Source organism: Lacrimispora sinapis (assembly GCF_043633585.1).
Lineage (GTDB): Bacteria > Bacillota > Clostridia > Lachnospirales > Lachnospiraceae > Lacrimispora > Lacrimispora sinapis.
Map to the genome: position 1 here is coordinate 3,381,626 of NZ_CP141832.1, position 18,310 is coordinate 3,399,935.

Consider the following 18,310-nt stretch of genomic DNA (forward strand, 5'->3'; position numbering starts at 1 on the left):
TAAAGCTAAAAAACACCAGAAATATACTGAATTTCAGAGCTTTTCATGGTATAATAATCCTATGGAAAAGATTACTATTACTAAGGATGAACTGAATAATCTCTCTAAAGATATGATTGTTATGCTATACTTGCAGCTGCATGAAAGTTTCCAGCTTATTTCGGAGCAGAATACTACCATTCAAAAGCAGAATGAGCAGATGCTCCATCAAGTTGAAAGTATGAAGGAACAAATCTCCATTCTTACACAGAATCGGTTTGGCAGGAAATCTGAGAAGACTCTGCCGACAGAAGGGCAATTATCTTTTGACTTTGAAAATCTGTGTATCTTCAATGAGGCTGAGTCACTGACTGAGAATGGAATTTCCGAAGAACTGGATATGGAAACAGTCCTTGTTCGTAAGCGCAAGCCTCGTTCCAAGGGAAAGCGTGATATTAATCTGAAGGATATCGATACTATCGTCGTTTCACATGAACGTACGGAAAAAGAGCTCTCAGAACATTTCCCCAAGGGATGGCATAATCTGCCAGATGAAATATACAAAGAGCTAAAGTATGTACCGGCTCACTTCGAAGTACTGGAGCATCACATCAAAGTATATGCCGGAAATCATGATACCGGCGGGATTCTTCGCGCAGAGGTTCCTCTGCGTTTATTAAGTCACAGCATACTTACCCCGGAACTGGCAGGCGCCATCATTAACGCCAAATATGTCAATGCAGTACCATTAAACCGGCTTTCTGAAGAGTTTTTAAGAAATGATGTTAACATTCCAAGACAAGACATGGCCGGCTGGCTGATCCGTATTTATCAATACTATCTTGGCCCGGTACGTGACATGATGAAGGCAGAGATTATGAAAAGCCATCATATACACTGTGACGAGACCCCCTTTGTAATGCCGGAGAAAAGCAAGCAGTACATGTGGATCTACCATTCACCTGGCAGTTCAGAAAAACCACCGGTTTTCCTTTACGAGTATCCAGGAACGAGAGGAACTGCCGCTCCAAGAGAATTCCTAAAAGGATACAAAGGGACTCTTGTGACAGATGGTTATCAGGTATATCACACCCTGGCGAAAGAACGGTCTGATGATCTGAAGGTTGCCGGATGCTGGTCTCATGCCAGAAGACGATTCGCTGAGATTGTAAAAGCCAGTGGAAAAAACGGCCCTTCCACATCTGGACAGAAAATAGCAGCTGAAGCAGTAAAAAGAATTGCTGCAATCTATCATGTAGATCATATGTATGAAAAATCATTCGATGAGGAAAGGCTGGATCATAGAAAAAACTCAGTCAAGCCTCTTGTGGATGCTTATTTTGAGTGGGTAAAAGAGTATGCCGGTAAAACGGGACTGGATAAAAGTTCAAAACTGGCAGGTGCTCTTAATTATTCCATCCATCAGGAACAGTTTTTAAGAGTATTTCTGGAGGATCCGGAAATACCTCTTGATAACAATGATGCAGAAAGAAGTGTCCGTTCATTCTGTGTTGGTAAACACAGCTGGCACATCATCGATTCGAAGAACGGCGCAGAGGCTAGCGCTACCTTATATAGTATTGCTGAAACAGCAAAAGCGAATAATCTTAAACCGTATGAGTACTTTTCATATCTGCTAGAACAGTTAATGCACTATCCAAGGAATAATGTTCCAGAAAACAAACTGGCAGAATTAATGCCTTGGTCAGATGAATTGCCAGATCGATGTAGAAAACTAAAAACACGGTAAATATACCGCCGCCCCAATCGGGCGGCGAACTTATTGACCTGGACGGGTTATTTACCATTTACATTTCTATGCACCAAAACAAAGGAAAATCCATTGTAGATTGCCTTGCTGACCGTACCGATTATGCGAAAAATCCCGACAAAACAAATGACGGCGAACTGCTGTCCTCTTACCAGTGCGACCCACGAACCGTGCAAGCTGAGTTTATGCTCTCTAAGCGGCAATATGATGATATTACAGGCAGAAAACAAGCAAACAATGTTATTGCCTATCAGATACGGCAAGCCTTTAAACCCGGGGAAATAACACCCGAGCTTGCCAATAAAATCGGCTATGAATTGGGTATGAGCTTTACCAAAGGCAACCACGCTTTTATCGTTGCCACTCACATAGACAAAGCCCATATTCATAATCACATTATTTTTAATTCCACCTCTCTTGACTGTACAAAAAAGTTTCGAGATTTTCTTGGTAGTGGTCGGTCGATTTCCAAAATATCTGACCGCATTTGTCTTGAAAATGGGCTTTCCATTATCGAAAATCCCAAACGTTCCAAAAAGCATTACGGCAAGTGGCTTGGTGATAATAAGCCCCTCTCTCATTCCGATAAATTAAGACAGACCATAAATGAAATGCTTGCCCAAAAGCCAAAAACCTTTGACGAGTTTTTACAGCTCATGCAAAGTGCAGGTTATGAGATTAAAAGTGGTAAGCACTACGCATTTAAGGGTGCAGAGCAGAAAAAGTTTATCCGTCTGCGTTCTCTTGGTGAGGGATATTCGGAAGATGAAATTAAGGCAATCATTGAGGGTAAAGCCCAACAAAAATGGGTTAAAAAAACTACTTCTAAACAACCGATACGGCAAGAAAAATCCGTTAATCTCCTTGTGGATATACAGGCAAAATTGCAACAGGGCAAGGGCAAAGGCTATGAACAGTGGGCAAAGATTTTTAACTTAAAGCAAATGGCACAGACCGTCAATTTTTTGCAGGAACATAAGCTCCTTGCCTACTCCGACTTGGAGAAAAAGGCTAAGAATTGTATTGCCACTTTTGAAGAACTGAACACGCAAATCAAGACCGCCGAAAAGCGTATGGCTGAAATACAAGTGTTGAAAAAGCACATCATAAATTATGCTAAAACCCGAGCAGTCTACACCGACTACCGCAAGGCAGGCTACTCTAAAAAGTTTCATGAAGAACACCGTGCCGAACTGACATTGCATAAGGCTGCAAAGGCAGCTTTTGAGAAACTTTGTGTGAAAAAGCTCCCCACAATTAAAGCACTGCAAGCTGAATGTGATGAGCTATTTTCTGTGAAGAACAAGGCTTACAGCAAGTACCATACTGCAAGAAAAGAAATGAAAGATATTCTGACTGCAAAGGCAAATATCGACCGCCTTTTGGGAATGGAACAGGAACAAAAGACAAAAGAAAAATCACAGGATCAGCGATAAGCTACCCTGTGATTTTACAGCACCATTTATGGGGCGTAGCACGATGATTTATCATCGTTTCAGTGGGGATTGGGGATACTCCCCAACAAGCAAAAGCATACGGTGGTCACCCGTATGCCCTGCTTGCCACTTTTGTTCGCAAACAATATCCGTATCCTTTACACCGTGATTTACTTTAACTATGATGGTAATACTAAGTAGAAAAGCTACTTATGCAGGAACACCAAAAACAGGAAAGGACTGATAAAAATGTTGACCTTTGAAAAAGTTTTAGAGGTATTCAACGATTACCTAAATCAAGATGATGTTTTCGAGGTGGTAACAACAAAACGAGGGTACACCGTTATGATTTGGGAGGAAAAAGACGAGCAATGGTATGGTGTGGAGCATTGCAAAACACCCGAGCTTTTGCGTGATGCCTTACTGGAGGGCTACCGTGATTTTTCAGAGCAGCAGCTCACCCATAACCGCAGGAGCTTAACCGAAGATGAAATTGCAGATATAGAGAGCCGATGTAAACAGCTCTATGATAGGTGTGGAGAATAAAAGAACAACGAAAAAGTGCGATTACCTATGTAGATGTGTCGCACTTTTCTCAGTTTGTTTGGTCAGATAAACAGCGTTAATTATTCCGTTGTTTCCCGTGCCGATTTCAAGCCTTGAGCTGTGGCTTCCATTACGATAAGCTCCTTTTCTTCCATTCCATTAAGCAGTACATCAATTTGCTTGCGGCGATTGCTTTCTTCAGCTTCATCGTATGGATAAAAGAACTGGTCTACCGAGATGCCAAGCAAGGTAGTAATGAGATAAAATTTGTTCAATCTCGGATGCTGACCCCTGTTCTCTATGTACATAATAGAGCGTGGCGTAAGGTCTACCAGTTGTGCAAGGTATTCTTGTGTCCAACCTTTCGCTTCACGAGCTTTTTTTATCGCCATACCTATTGGCTTAAAATCCAGTTTTCTTTCGTCTTGGTACATTCTAATATCACCCCATATCATTGTACATTTCGGGTGTTGATATGAGAACGAAATATAATTTAATGTTAAGTAGTGTATAATTTCATATTATCAAATCTTATAGGTTAAAATTCGCCCAACAGAAATAAAAACAAGTAATTTATAAAAATGGTAAGGTAAGTCCTTTGCTATTTCGTCTTATGTCATGTATTAACTTTCGTATATGGTAGCTATATCATGTATTCTACGCTTCATTTCTGTACGGATATGTAGCGGTTCTAAACACTCGCATTTATCTCCAAAACTGAAAAGAATATTGTAGTAGTAATCTTTTTCTTTGAAAGGAAAGTTGACAATGTAATGCTCATTGCCATCTGGAGAAAAATCTTCATAAGAGCAAAAATCAAGAACCATGTCCATTACAGATTTATGAATACGGATTTTGATTTTTGTTTGCATCGTTTCCCAAATTTCTGCAAAATCTAAAGTTGGATTTTGATAATCTCGTGGTGTAAAAATTTCCTCTTGTATCTGTAGGTTTGACATACGAGATAGTCTGAATAGACGATAATCATTTCTTATATTGCAATACCCTTGTAGATACCAATGACTACTTTTTAATACAAGTTGATACGGCTCGACTGTTCGTGCAGATTTATTTCCATGATGGGCTATATATTCAAAGGTCAGCAGCTTGCTTTCCTGCAAAGCTACTTTGATAATTTCTAAATATGGTTGTATGTTGCTATTACCCATCCACGGACTTAAATCTATACATATCTGATTTACCTTTAATTCAATGTCTTTTGCTCTGTCAGCAGGAATAAAACTCTTGACTTTTGCAAGAGCGTTTACCAGTTCCTCACCTTGCATCATATTGGCAAAATTGGAAAGCCCCATCAAGATAGCGGAAAGGTCGGCAGTCGAAAAAACTTTTTTATCAACTTTGTATTTCTCCATGATTTCAAAACCGCCGCCTACACCAGATGTTGAACGAATAGGAATACCCGCCATGTTGATGGTGTCTACATCACGGTAAATTGTACGAGGCGAAACTTCAAACATATCTGCTAACTCCTGTGCACCAATACGCTCTTTATTAAGAAGTATCATAATAATACTAACAAGCCTGTCTACTTTCATCTGATTGCCGCCTTTCCCAATTTATTTTGATTACTTTAGATTGTTGCCATACTGATGTCAACAATTACATGATACAATAAAAAAGAAAACAAATCAAGCAACGCATCAGGAGGATAAAACTATGCAAAAAAAAGCATTAGTAATAATCGACATTCAAAATGATATTACAAAGAATTATAAGAAAATCATCGAAAACATCAACAAAGCAGTTGATTGGGCGGTCAATAATGATATTCATGTTGTTTATATTAGGCATGAAAATTTATCAGGCGGCACAAGAACTTTTAAGCCCAATACACATGGAGCTGAATTAGTTTCAGACATGAAAATAGTATCAAATAATATTTTTACAAAATACAAAGGAAACGCATTAACCAGTGAGGAGTTTGCAGACTTTATTCATAATAATGAAATATGTGATTTCTATATAGCAGGAGCAGATGCTGTTGCTTGTGTTAAATCGACCTGTTACAACTTATGTAAAGCAAATTATGGCGTTGATGTCTTATCGGACTGCATTACCAGTTATGATAAAAGGAAAATTGACGAAATGCTACGCTATTATGAAAGCAAAGGCAGTAAAATTATTAGTTTAAGTGACTTATTACCTAATTAACATCTTTGAAGCAAAATATTAATAATTATAAAAACCGACAATGGAGGAAATTATGATTACAACTTATGTGTATGTTCTTGATACTTTAGCCGACTGGGAACTCGGATATGTTACTTCGGAGCTGAATTCCGCTCGCTTTTTCAAAAAAGATGCACAGCGTGTATCTCTAAAAACTGTCAGTTATTCAAAAGACCCAATCCGTACAATGGGTGGACTTACAATTATGCCGGATTGCTTGATTGAGGAAATGGTTGTGAGTGAAACAAGTGTATTGCTATTGCCGGGTGCAAATACTTGGAGTGACCCAACGCATGGAGTAATTATCGAAAAAGCAGGTGAATTCCTGTCAGCAGGTGCCATGGTGGGTGCAATCTGCGGAGCCACCGCCGCACTTGCCAATGCCGGGATTTTAGATAATCGCCCGCACACCAGTAATGGGGCAGGATTTCTCGAAATGGTTTCTCCCAATTATAAAGGAAAAAGCTTTTATATCGACAATTCATCTGTAGCAGACAACAACCTCATTACCGCAGCTTCTACCGGTGGCTTGTTGTGGGCAAAGCAAATCCTTGAACATTTGGGCGTATTTCAATCAGACACATTGGAAGCTTGGTGTAACTATTTCAGTACCGGAGAGCCTGAATATTTCTTCGCCCTATGCAAACTTTGCCGTCTATCGATGAAAACTGATACATCTTCGTCATAAACGGAATGTCTAACAAATAATCTTAAAATTTGCTCGCTGCACAAAACGGAAATAAAAAAAACCGTTGTTGTGGCAGCAGAGTAGCTATGCCTTAGACAGAATAAAGTAGCCTAACGGCGGTTTTGAAGTAACAATCAAAGCCGCCGTTTTTCTTTTTAAAAAAACAAAACAAGGTGGGTGTATTAAAGTCGCCCTTTTAAGGATACGGCGGTATCTTTGGAGGTATCGCCGTGTTTACTTATGCTCAATCACTTGGTAATTTATCAAAAAAAGCCTTGCTCCATTGTGGGACGATTATGGGCAGCTACGCAAAAATATAAACTACATAACACGAAGTAATAATGCCCATGTCCGATTGAGATTTTCTAAATTTCAGTCGGGCATTTTTGCGTATATAGACCCTCGGTGTCGTTCCCCTCCCACCGTCCTTTCAAATTCAGCTCTTAACCAAATTTGAAAGGATGGTACAGCCATGAAAACAATAAACTTGAAAGATTACTACGCTCATATAACCGTAGATACATACATTGATATTCCTGATGAGGTATTTGACATATTTGAAGAATACCGCAAAGCAGAGCAAGCCCATCAAAGCAGAGTACATTACCACAAAGCATACTACTCGCTTGACTGTGACGATGGCATCGAACACAGTGCCTTGTTCGTTTCTCTTTCTCCCGATGAGATTTACGAACGCAAGCTCACAAGAGAGCAACTCCATGCTGCCGTTGCCACCTTGCCGGACAAGCAGGCAAAACGCATCTATGCTCACTACTTTTTGGGAATGAGTAAAGTAGCTATTGCCAAAGCCGAGGGAGTTAGCAAAGCAACCATAGGACAGTCCCTCAAAGCAGCTTTGAAAAGCATGGAACATTTTTTGAAAAGATTTTATTAAGCACATTTACTTTTCGGCTCTTTTTCTAAAGGTATATGAGAGGAAGTTTTTCTCTCTCCCCAAACAGCATAAATTGTTCCTTGACAACTGAATATACGATATTTTGAGTACATTGCTTATGTGAGCCGAAAGGCAGAGCGACTTAACAGACACCGCCATGATAACGGTATGGGGAGGTGAGTATAATGCCGTTGGAGCGACAAATGGACTGTTAGACCGAGCTTGGCATACTCGTCCGCAATAACCCACATAAGTGACAATGATACTTCGATACGTTTAGCCCCCGATACGATAGAAACAGGGGGAGTTCCTGCGGTATGCGTAGCTTTTGAAAGGACAAGCTACGGTAAGGTGGGGCTATGATGGCTGTGCTAACAGCAACTCAAAATATCCCCTTTGTCGGGGTGTGTGGCAAATACGACAAACAGGTGAATTTAGTCGCACCGCATTTTTATTCAATGTAAATTTGCGGTGCGTTTATTTATGCTATTTCTAATGTAATGACAAACTTTTCATAAATAACAAAATTGCTTATACTCTATGTAAGCAATTCACTTGGAGGTGATTGCGAATGGAAAATATCAAAAATATACCCAATGATGCTATTAAAGCTCCTGCACCCAATCATACATTTGAGAAAACAAAGGCATATCAAGATTTCATAAATGTACTTTCGCAGATTATCGAAAAGCATGGTGCAGAAGTTTTAAATGAGATAAATCGTGCTGAATAGGGATGTTTTCCAATAATTTATTGGAGGTATGACTATGAATAGGAGTGGAAAAAGATGCGTGCTTTACCCTCGTGTAAGTACCGAAATGCAGGTTGACGGTTTTAGCTTGGATGGACAAAAAAACAGTTTGAAACGCTTTGCAGACAGAGAAGAAATGGAGATTGTAAATATCTACGAAGATGCAGGCAAATCCGGTAAATCCATAGACGGCAGACCCGCATTTAAACAAATGTTATATGACATTGAAAATGGATTGGAAATCGACTACATCTTAGTATATAAGCTTTCTCGTTTTGGCAGAAATGCAGCCGATATTTTGAACTCTTTAGAACACGTTCAATCCTTTGGTGTAAACTTAATTTGCATTGAAGAAGGAATCGACTCATCGCAGACAAGCGGAAAGCTTTTAATTTCTGTATTATCAGCTGTTGCTGAAATAGAGCGTGAAAATATCATTGAGCAGACTATGAACGGACGAAAAGAAAAAGCTCGTCAAGGCGGCTGGAATGGTGGCTTTGCTCCTTACGGCTACTATCTCAAAGATAAGCAGCTTTTTATCCAAGAAGATGAAGCCGATGCGGTACGCATTATCTTTGATAAGTATGTGAATGGGAATATGGGATTTTATAAAATCGCCAACTATCTTAACTTGCAGGGTATCCAAAAAATCAAACGTGCCAATGGTACTCTCTCACAATGGAGTACGCATTTTGTCAGAATGATAATCGACAATCCTGTGTACTCTGGAAAAATCGCTTTTGGCAGACGAATAAGAGAAAAAGTCAAAGGCACTAAAAATGAATACCGCCAAGTGCACCAAGATGAATACATTATTGCAGATGGACAGCATGAAGCAATCATTAGTGAAGAACTGTGGGATAAGGCACATGAAAAACGGGAAATAACAGGAGTAAAATCTCCATCTAAAATAGGTCGTGACAGAGCACATTTATTAAGCGGCATTTTGAAGTGTCCTAAATGCGGCGGTCCGATGTATACCAACAAACACGCCTGGACAAACAAAGACGGTACATATAAAGAGGTTTACTATTATGTGTGCAGCAAGGCTCGCACTGCCAGAGGAAAAAGCTGTGACTATAAGGCTATGCTCAAAAAAACCGACATTGAACCGCTTGTTATTGAAGCAATTAGAGAGCTGATTAAAAACCAAGACTTTGCATCGGAAATCAAATCAAGGATAGGCAAGGAAATTGATACTTCTACCTTAAACAGAGAACTCAAGAACTATGAAAACAAGCTCCGAGAGGTGGAACTCAATAAAACTCGCCTTGAAAATGAAATTGACAGTCTTCCGGAAGATACTCGTTTTAGAGAACGCAAGCTCCATGATATGACCCTCCGCCTTGATGGACTGTACGATGTTATCGTTAAGCTTGAAGAAAAAATTGAAGATGTAAAGCTCCGCCGCAAAGCTGTCGAGCAGGATGCCATTACCTTAGAGAACATCTACACCTTGTTGGCAAACTTTGAAAAGGTGTATGACAAAATCAGCGATGAAGAAAGAAAATCCCTAATTTCTTCGTTAATCAAAGAAATAGAGATTTTTCCATGTGATGACTCAGAGCTGCCCCTAAAGTCCATTTTATTCAATTTTCCGGTTTATAAGGACGGTGGAGATGTTTACGAATTTTTGTGGGACAAAAGTACGCACGTCTCCACATGAGTCGTCTGCGAAAACATATCACACCCCCGCACCTTCACCACCTCATACCCTCTCTCCCCCAGATACTTAAGATCCCGTGCCAAAGTAGCGGAATCGCAGCTTACATACACCACCCTTTTCGGTGCCATCTTCACGATGGTATCAAGGCATACCTCATCGCATCCTTTTCTGGGAGGGTCCACGACAATTACATCTGCGTAGATCCTATTCTTCTCATACTGTTCCGGCAACACCTCTTCGGCTTTCCCCACGAAGAATTCCACATTCCCGATCCCGTTGAGCTTTGCGTTCTCCCTTGCGTCTTCAATGGCCTGAGGCACGATCTCCACTCCATAGACTTTCTTCGCCTTCTTTGCAAGGAACAGGGAAATGGTTCCGATGCCGCAGTAAAGATCCCAGACGGTTTCATCCCCGGTAAGACCTGCATATTCAAGGGCTGTGCCGTAGAGTTTTTCTGTCTGCACCGGATTTACCTGATAGAAGGACAGAGGGGAAATACGGTATTTCACGTCCCCGATATAATCCGTTATATACCCTGGTCCGTATAGATTCTCCACCTGGGTTCCCATAATCACATTGGTCTGATCCCGGTTGATGCTTATCGAAATGCTTTTCATACCTGGAATTTCCAACAGGCTTTTTACCAGCTCCTCACCGTGAGGAAGGCTCTTTCCATTGATCACCTGGCATACCATCAATTCGCCCGTTTTAAAGCCTTTGCGGATCAGGGTGTGGCGCATCAACCCTTTGTGGGTCTCTTCCTCATAAGGACGAAGTCCATGGCGCTCCATATGGGACTTGATCCGTTTTAAGATTTCCTGGTTCTCTTCTATTCCCAGCAGGCAGTCCCCGCAGGCGATGATGGAATGGGTACGGCCTGCGTAAAAGCCGGCGACAAGATTTCCTTCCTTATCCGTTCCCCACGGAAACTGTGCTTTATTCCGGTATCTCCAAGGCTCCTCCATTCCCATAATCGGAAGCATGGGAACTTCTGAAAAGCCGCCGATCCTGACTAAGTTGTTCCATATCTTTTTTTCTTTATAGCGGAGCTGTTCGGCATAATTCATGGCCTGAAGCTGACAGCCCCCGCACTGTCTTGCCACCGGACATTTGGGTACCACACGGTTTTCAGACTTCTTTTTTATGTGCTCCAATCTGGCAAAACCGTATGATTTCTTCACCTTCATTACCTTTGCCTCTACCTGATCTCCAATTACCGTATCCTTAATAAACCAGGTAAATCCATCGGTCTTTCCGATGCCCTCTCCGGTCTCACTCATATCTTCAATGCTCAACTCAATTTTGTCATTTTTCTTCCACTCTGACATAACATCCTCCATTTGTACAGAACCGCGTTTAAATGGCCAACGCCTTATTTCATTTCCATTCCTGCACCGCTGGTTCCTCTTAACGTATTGTATCTTTTTTTCGGGGAAGAAGCAAGACAACCTTTTTTCGTTCTCCGAAATAATAAAAACCGGGAGCTGACGGCGGGAAGAATGGATTGGCCATTCTTTCCACCGTCAGCTCCCGGAAATTTATCTGCCTTTTCCGTTGGCTTTTTCCATATGGATATTTTTACCTTTGATCTTTACATCTTTCATGGCTTTCAGTACAACGTCTGCACTTTCTCTTGGAACCTCTACAAATGTATATTTGTCATACATGTCGATGCTTCCTACCATTTTACCAGGCATTCCGGATTCTCCGGCAATGGCGCCCAGGATGTCTCCAGGCTTTACGTTCTGGTTCTTTCCGATGTTGATGAAGAGACGTGCCATATCATCTCTTTCTCTGGAAGAATCCCCTCTTCCACGGCCGTTTGAATTTCTTGAGCGTCCGCGGCCGCTGTTTCCAAAGTAGTTATCCAGATCGTCAAGAGAGCGTGGCTCTCTGGTGTCGATCACATCTTCATTTTCCTCACCCATCATCATCTTCAGCAGTGCAGCTGCCAGATCCAGGGAGGTGTAATCTTCTTCTAAAAGCTTTTTCTCGATGATGTTTACCATCTTGCTTAAATCGGTATCGCCAATCGTATCGGCTACACTCTCTAAAATCTTGTCTACCTTGATGGCAGTTACATCATTTAAAGAAGGAATGGCCTGAGGTACGATCTTGGTCTTGCAGTAACGCTGGATGTCACGAAGCTTGTAGACTTCCTTACCTACCACAAAGCTGAATGCAATTCCTTCCCGGTTTGCACGTCCGGTACGGCCGATTCTGTGCACATAGTACTCATCATCCTGGGGAAGGTCGTAGTTGAATACCGCTTCTACGTCGTCTACGTCAATTCCACGGGCTGCTACGTCGGTAGCCACTAAGATCTCCGTCTTACCGTTACGGAAGCTGTTCATGACCCTGTCACGCTGTATCTGCTTTAAGTCACCATGAAGCCCCTCGGCGAAATAGCCGCGGCCCTGAAGTGCCTGTACCAGTTCGTCTACCTGTTTTTTGGTGTTACAGAAGGCAACGGAAAGCTTTGGTGCGTACATGTCTAACAGACGGCACATAACTTCCACCTTGCTCTTTGGCTTCACTTCATAATAGTACTGGGTTACCTTCGGAACAGTCAGTTCTTTCTTCACAACTTTTACAGTCACCGGCTCCTGCTGGAACTTTCTCGCGATATCCATAATGGCGGGCGGCATGGTTGCAGAGAACATGACGGTCTGGCGTTCTTCGGGAAGCTGGCTTAAAATGGTTTCCATATCTTCCAAAAATCCCATGTTCAGCATCTCATCTGCTTCATCCATCACTACGGTGTGGACAAAATCAAATTTCACGGTCTTGCGGCGCATATGATCCATAACACGTCCGGGAGTACCGATGATGATCTGGGTTCCGTCCTTCAAAGAACGGATCTGTTTCACAATGTCCTGTCCGCCGTAAATTGGCAGGATTTTTACACCATGCATATATTTACCAAGCCTGCGGATCTCATCTGCTACCTGAATTGCAAGTTCTCTGGTAGGACAGAGAGCAACCGCCTGAAGCTTCTTTACCTTAGGGTCAATTTTCTGTAACAGGGGAATACCAAAGGCTGCGGTCTTACCGGTTCCTGTCTGAGCCTGGCCGATGATATCTCTTCCTTCTACCTGGACCGGAATTGCCTGGGCCTGGATCGGGGATGCCTCTTCAAATCCCATATCTGCTACAGCCCGCAGAATTCTTTCATCTAACTGTAATTCATCAAATCTCATTGTTTCCATAAATGATTAATTCCTTTCTCATGGCCTGCCGGGTTCCCATGTTGCCGACGGCCGCGCACACACATTCGCAAACAAAACGAGAGGTATCAGGCACGTTTCAGACCTTCATCCTCTCGTTTCACACAAAAGTAAACTATAGCAGATTTTTTTTTGAGTGTCAAGGGCTGCGACTTGGTTTTTTCTTTGTCTTATATAAAATACAGCAGCTTTTCACTGGTAATTTCTTCCACTCCACTTCAGAATGGAAAAGACCCTCCCGGCATAGATCCTGGACTTTTATTCCAGTTTCGCCGAAAAGGCCTATTTAATTAGGAAACTTCTCGTTCTCAATCATTCCCGTACAGCTGATGAACCACTCCGGCAATCAGCTTTGCTGTGCCTGTAACTCCAAGGAGTGAGGAGTCAATCATAAGATTCATATGCTCCGGATCATTTGGAAGATATCCAGAGTATTTTTTATGATACGCATTTCTGGCTTTGTCAACAGACTGAATCATCTTTTTCGCCTCAGCAGCCGTCATGCCGAGAGAATTCACACAGTTCTCCACCCGTTTCGGATAAGGAGCGTAAATAAAGATGTTCATATTGTTCTTTTTATTCTCTAAAATGTAGTTGGAACATCTACCCACAATGATGCAGCTGGAGGCTTTTGCCAGATCCAGAATGATATCCTTTTGCACATCGAAAATAATATCCTGCATATAGTCTTCATCGGTTCCAAGGGGAAACATGTGGGAAATCAGAAGATGCTTCGACTTCTCCTCTTCATCACTTACCGTTGAAACGGGAAGGTTCAGTTTTTTTGCAACCTCTTCCACAATATCACGGTCGTAAAATTTTACTCCCAGCTCCTTGGAAAGCTCCCTGGCAATGGGGCCTCCCATGCTTCCGAACTCACGGGCAATCGTGATTGTAAACTTTTCCATTCAAAAAGTTCCTCCCTAACCAGTTACAATGGTTTTCTGGTAACGCCTTACCACGCTGCTCAATGCAAAGCAGATGGTGAAATAACAAAGGGCTTCAAAGGCAAACAGCATGATCATGCCCCTCACATCGTAAATACTTCCAAGTACAACGGAACTGTTTCTCATAAACTCCGCCACATCGACCATCTTTAAGAATGAGGTATCCTTGATGATTGTGATGACCTGACTCAAAAGGGCCGGAATGACCTTTCTATAGGTCTGGGGAAGTATGATATACCAGAGAGTCTGAAAAAAACCGAATCCCTGTGACTGGGCGCCTTCAAACTGGCCCTTGGGAATGGAATTTAAGCCTCCCCGGAATATCTCCGCCATAACAGCTGAAGTGAACAGCGATATAGCGAATACCGATACTCCTACTTTATTCCCTTTGACCGTAAAATAGATCCAAAGAATCCATAAAAGGTTTGGCGTACATCGGAAAAACTCCGTATAAATGGCTACCAGGGCCCCTGCCCATTTCCATTTGCCGGAGGCATAGGTTCGGATCAGGGCCAGAATCGTACCGAAAAATATGCTGATGATCGTTGCAAATACCGCGATCATCACCGTCATCTGCAATCCCTTCATCATAAAGATCACATTTGCCGGAGTAAATATCTGGTGAAATAATTCTATCATACGGCCTCCTCATTTGCTGAAATATCTAGCTTTTTTGCAGTTGGCAGCCGCATGGAACGAATCTCCAAATATCGGGCAAGCCTTGCTAACGGGAAACAGATGATGAAATACAGGAAAGCACTGGTAAAGTACGCCTGTGCAAAATATCCGCGGTCAGACCCCCAGGAATCGGTAAAGTACATGAGATCCATACCGGCTACCATGGCCAGAATGGACGTATTCTTTACCAGACCCAGCGCCTGATTGGCAAGGGGCGGAAGGATGATCTTTACGGTCTGAGGCAAAATGATGTGATACATGGTCTCCAGATAGGAAAATCCCTGAGAGGAAGCTGCCTCAGACTGTCCCTTAGGTATCGCTTCGATTCCCGTTCTTATAACCTCTGAAATATAGGCACCATGATAAATCCCTACACCGATCACACCTAAAACAAACTTGGGGATGCGGTAGCCTGAACTGGAAAAAAGCATGGGAAGTATGGAATAGTAGCACATGACCTGCAGAGCCAGAGGTGTATTCTGAATTAATTCCACGTATATTCGTGAAAGAATGGGAAACAGCTTAAATTTTGCCGTGGAAAGTATTCCGAATATCACCCCCAGGACCAGCGCTAAAGCCAGTCCTGCCAGTGATATTTTCAGCGTCATAAGAAAGCCTGGTATATAATAGTCGGGAAATGCCTGAAACAGGGCATTCCATCGGTTTACATCAAAAAGACCTTTTATCATGTCAATTTTCCTTTACATAACAGCTTACTGTAATCCCCACTGGTCCTGAAGTTTCTTCATGGAACCATCAGAAATCATGGAAGTTATTTTTTCTTCTACAACAGCCGCAAGACCTGTATTCTCTTTTGCGGATGCAACCCCATAATCCTGCTCTGCAAAACGGTCCTCCAGAATCTGGTTTTTATCGTTTACATAACCGGATAAGATGGCGCGGTCTACGGAGAAGCAGTCGATCTGCTTGGTTGCCAAAGCCTGTGCCAGAGCCGGATAGCCGTCAAACTCCTGGAACTGAGGATTGACTTTAATTCCTTTTTCTTCCACATACTTCTTAAAGCCCTCCTTTGTGGTAGCGGACTGTGCAACACCGATGATCTTGCCGTCAAGTCCTTCGATGGAGCTGATGCCGGAATCTTTATTTACTAAGAGACCAACCGCATCGGTGTAGTACGGGGTAGAAAAGTTATAGGTTTCTTTTCTCTCCGGGGTAATGGTAAAGGTAGCGATTACTAAGTCAATTTCACCGTTTTCTAAGAGAGGACCTCTGGTTTTTGCCGTAACGCCCTGGAATTCGACCAGCTTTTTTTCTTTTGCTTCGGCAGCGGTAACGCCAAAGATGCTGCCTGCGATCTCATAAGCCAGATCATCCTCAAAGCCTTCGTATTCTCCGGTTGCCGTGTTCTGCAAGCTGAACTTTGGAATATCGGATTTACAGCCAACCTTTAAGGTTCCGCGGTCAATGATCTTCTGAACATCTGCTGTCACGCCTTTGCCTGCTGCACCTGCTGCTGTGGTTTCTCCTGCTTTTGCGGACTCGGAAGGTGCTGAAGTGGCTGCCTGTTCCGGTTTGGAGCCACATGCGGTCAAAGCAGCCGCCATGGCGATCGTAAGTGCAAGTGATAACATTTTCTTAATCATAGTTCGTTTCCTCCTCAATCTTATTATTATATTAAACATCACCCCTAATGCAGGATTTTGCTTAAAAACGCTTTGGTCCTTTCATGTTCCGGAGCTTCAAAGAAGTGTTCCGGAGTTCCCTCCTCAAGGATATAACCGCCATCCATAAAGATCACACGGTCCGCCACCTGGCGGGCAAATCCCATCTCATGGGTCACACAGATCATGGTGATATTCTCCTTGGCAAGCTCTACCATAACATTCAGAACTTCCTGTACCATCTCCGGGTCCAGGGCAGAAGTCGGCTCATCAAATAAAATGAGCGGCTGTTTGGTGCATAAGGCTCTGGCAATCGCCACTCTCTGCTGCTGTCCGCCGGATAGCTGGATCGGATAATTCCCCGCCTTATCCTTTAAGCCGACCCGTTCCAGGCATGATATGGCGTTCTTTACCGCCTCTTCCTTGGGAACATGCTGCAGCTTGATGGGTGCCAGTGTCAGATTTTCTAAGACAGTGAGATGGGGATATAAATTAAATTGCTGAAAGACCATGGATGAATATTTCTTTGCCATTTCCAGATGATTCTTTTTTGTGACCTGTGTTCCTGCTACGGTGATCGTTCCGCTGGTTGGTTCCTCCAAGTAATTGATGCAGCGGATAAAGGTGGATTTCCCGGAACCGGAGGGTCCGATAATAACTAGCTTCTCTCCTTCTTTCACGGTAAGGCTGATATCTTTTAAAACCTCTAAGTCCCCGAAGTTCTTTTTTAAGTTCTCAACTTTGACCATATCTGGCATAATTTCATCTCCTCTCTAATCAAATAATCCCTCGATAGCAAAAAAACGCCTAAGGGTATAAACTCTTAAGCGTCCTCGCTTAGTTTCTTTTTTTAATTGTAGTTATTATAAAAAGTTTTGATTGAAAAGTCAAGAATTATTTTTCTAATGTTTTCAAGGCTTCCTACCAAAAATATCAGATGCAGGAGCATGCCACGAAGTGTCCGGGAGACATCTCCCGCATGAGAGGGACCTCCCCTTCGCATCCATTTTGAGCACTCCCGCACCGGGTATGGAAGTGGCATCCGGAGGGCACAGAAAGGGCACTTGGAAGCTCCCCCTTTAACATGACCCGGCTGGATCGTTTTGCCAGCTTGGGATCTGCCGCCGGAATGGCGGAAAGAAGGGCTTTTGTATAAGGGTGAAGCGGATTTTCATAGAGCTCGTCACTGTCTGCGATCTCCACCAGCCGGCCCAGATACATCACTCCGATTCTGGTGGAAATATGTCTTACCATGGACAAATCGTGAGCCACAAATAGATAGGTCAGCCCCATTTCTTTTTGAAGATCCTCCAGCATATTTACCACCTGTGCCTGAATGGAAACATCCAGGGCAGATATGGGTTCATCACAAAGTAAAAACTCCGGTTCCACCGCAAGAGCCCTTGCAATCCCGATTCTCTGACGCTGTCCGCCGGAGAATTCATATGCATATTTATACATGTCATCGGGCTTCATTCCCACCTTTTTCAACAGTTCCACAATCCTGTCATCCATTTCCCCCGCCGGCATTTTGCCAACGGCATTGAAGGATTCTCTGATGATCTCACGCACATTCATATGGGGGTCCAAAGCGGAATAAGGGTCCTGGAAAATGATCTGCATCTGCCGGTGGATGGGCAGAAGTTTTTTTCCCTTCCAGCCAGTGATATCCTGACCCTTAAAATGGATGGAGCCGCTTGTGGGATCATACATGCGGATCAGGGTTCTGCCAAGGGTGGATTTACCGCAGCCCGATTCTCCCACCAGGCCAAAGGTCTCTCCTTTGCGGATGGCAAGATTGATTCCGTCTACGGCCTTTACCTCCGCTTTTTTCCGGCCAAAGAAGTCTTTGGAAGGGAAATATTTGCATAAGTCCCTGGCTTCCAGTAAGATTTCCTGGTTTTGGTTCTCCAT

18 protein-coding genes are annotated in these 18,310 nt (G+C 42.8%); 8 read left to right on the forward strand and 10 right to left on the reverse strand.

Features of this window, described 5'->3' with window-relative positions; translation table 11 throughout:
• Positions 1-61 precede the first annotated feature (61 nt).
• From tnpC to VIG27_RS15880, 3 genes are all read left to right on the forward strand, one after another.
• Positions 62-1,729: an IS66 family transposase gene (gene tnpC, locus VIG27_RS15870; protein WP_394522698.1), complete on the forward strand. Its 1,668-nt coding sequence runs from the start codon at positions 62-64 to the stop codon at positions 1,727-1,729.
• Positions 1,730-1,797: 68 nt separating this feature from the next.
• Positions 1,798-3,186, forward strand: coding sequence for a relaxase/mobilization nuclease domain-containing protein (locus VIG27_RS15875; RefSeq protein ID WP_394523546.1), 1,389 nt, complete (start codon positions 1,798-1,800; stop codon positions 3,184-3,186).
• A gap of 249 nt (positions 3,187-3,435) precedes the next feature.
• Positions 3,436-3,732, forward strand: a complete 297-nt coding sequence (locus VIG27_RS15880) for a hypothetical protein (protein WP_394523547.1) — start codon at positions 3,436-3,438, stop codon at positions 3,730-3,732.
• An 80-nt stretch (positions 3,733-3,812) separates the two neighbouring features.
• Here VIG27_RS15880 and VIG27_RS15885 read toward each other — a convergent pair whose 3' ends face one another.
• Positions 3,813-4,166: a helix-turn-helix domain-containing protein gene (locus VIG27_RS15885; RefSeq protein ID WP_394523548.1), complete on the reverse strand. Its 354-nt coding sequence runs from the start codon at positions 4,164-4,166 to the stop codon at positions 3,813-3,815.
• 189 nt (positions 4,167-4,355) lie between these two features.
• Entirely contained in the window at positions 4,356-5,288 is a 933-nt protein-coding gene (locus tag VIG27_RS15890; protein ID WP_394523549.1) for a helix-turn-helix transcriptional regulator, read from the reverse strand.
• 121 nt (positions 5,289-5,409) lie between these two features.
• Between VIG27_RS15890 and VIG27_RS15895 the strand changes: the two genes are divergently transcribed.
• The 5 genes from VIG27_RS15895 (at position 5,410) to VIG27_RS15915 (ending at position 9,922) form a co-directional block, all read left to right on the forward strand.
• The gene (locus VIG27_RS15895) at positions 5,410-5,904 is read left to right on the forward strand and encodes a cysteine hydrolase family protein (protein ID WP_394523550.1); all 495 of its coding nucleotides are present in this window, start codon (positions 5,410-5,412) and stop codon (positions 5,902-5,904) included.
• Positions 5,905-5,956: 52 nt separating this feature from the next.
• Positions 5,957-6,610 (forward strand): type 1 glutamine amidotransferase family protein, encoded by a 654-nt coding sequence (locus tag VIG27_RS15900; RefSeq protein WP_394523551.1) that lies wholly within the window; start codon positions 5,957-5,959, stop codon positions 6,608-6,610.
• A gap of 472 nt (positions 6,611-7,082) precedes the next feature.
• Positions 7,083-7,505, forward strand: a complete 423-nt coding sequence (locus VIG27_RS15905) for a sigma-70 family RNA polymerase sigma factor (RefSeq protein WP_394523552.1) — start codon at positions 7,083-7,085, stop codon at positions 7,503-7,505.
• 571 nt (positions 7,506-8,076) lie between these two features.
• Complete coding sequence (locus VIG27_RS15910; protein ID WP_394523554.1) at positions 8,077-8,238, forward strand: hypothetical protein; 162 nt, start codon at positions 8,077-8,079, stop codon at positions 8,236-8,238.
• 34 nt (positions 8,239-8,272) lie between these two features.
• Positions 8,273-9,922 (forward strand): recombinase family protein, encoded by a 1,650-nt coding sequence (locus VIG27_RS15915; protein WP_394523555.1) that lies wholly within the window; start codon positions 8,273-8,275, stop codon positions 9,920-9,922.
• Here the strand turns inward: VIG27_RS15915 and rlmD are convergent.
• The 8 genes from rlmD to VIG27_RS15955 all read right to left on the reverse strand — a co-directional run bounded on the left by rlmD (position 9,880) and on the right by VIG27_RS15955 (position 18,310).
• Positions 9,880-11,250 carry a 23S rRNA (uracil(1939)-C(5))-methyltransferase RlmD gene (gene rlmD, locus VIG27_RS15920; RefSeq protein ID WP_394523558.1) on the reverse strand — a complete coding sequence of 457 codons (1,371 nt, stop codon included), beginning with the start codon at positions 11,248-11,250 and terminating at the stop codon, positions 9,880-9,882. The genes VIG27_RS15915 and rlmD overlap by 43 nt on opposite strands.
• A gap of 210 nt (positions 11,251-11,460) precedes the next feature.
• On the reverse strand, positions 11,461-13,131 hold the full coding sequence (locus VIG27_RS15925) for a DEAD/DEAH box helicase (RefSeq protein WP_394523560.1): 1,671 nt from the start codon (positions 13,129-13,131) through the stop codon (positions 11,461-11,463).
• Positions 13,132-13,457: 326 nt separating this feature from the next.
• Entirely contained in the window at positions 13,458-14,057 is a 600-nt protein-coding gene (locus VIG27_RS15930) for an AAA family ATPase (protein ID WP_394523562.1), read from the reverse strand.
• A gap of 15 nt (positions 14,058-14,072) precedes the next feature.
• A complete protein-coding gene (locus tag VIG27_RS15935; RefSeq protein ID WP_394523564.1) occupies positions 14,073-14,735 on the reverse strand; it encodes an amino acid ABC transporter permease in 663 nt (220 codons plus the stop codon).
• Positions 14,732-15,463, reverse strand: coding sequence for an amino acid ABC transporter permease (locus VIG27_RS15940; RefSeq protein ID WP_394523566.1), 732 nt, complete (start codon positions 15,461-15,463; stop codon positions 14,732-14,734). The genes VIG27_RS15935 and VIG27_RS15940 overlap by 4 nt, the downstream gene beginning before the upstream one ends.
• Before the next feature lie 24 nt (positions 15,464-15,487).
• Entirely contained in the window at positions 15,488-16,378 is an 891-nt protein-coding gene (locus VIG27_RS15945) for a transporter substrate-binding domain-containing protein (RefSeq protein WP_394523567.1), read from the reverse strand.
• Between the two features lie 44 nt (positions 16,379-16,422).
• Positions 16,423-17,154 carry an amino acid ABC transporter ATP-binding protein gene (locus VIG27_RS15950; RefSeq protein WP_394523570.1) on the reverse strand — a complete coding sequence of 244 codons (732 nt, stop codon included), beginning with the start codon at positions 17,152-17,154 and terminating at the stop codon, positions 16,423-16,425.
• 175 nt (positions 17,155-17,329) lie between these two features.
• On the reverse strand, positions 17,330-18,310 hold the full coding sequence (locus tag VIG27_RS15955; protein ID WP_394523571.1) for an ABC transporter ATP-binding protein: 981 nt from the start codon (positions 18,308-18,310) through the stop codon (positions 17,330-17,332).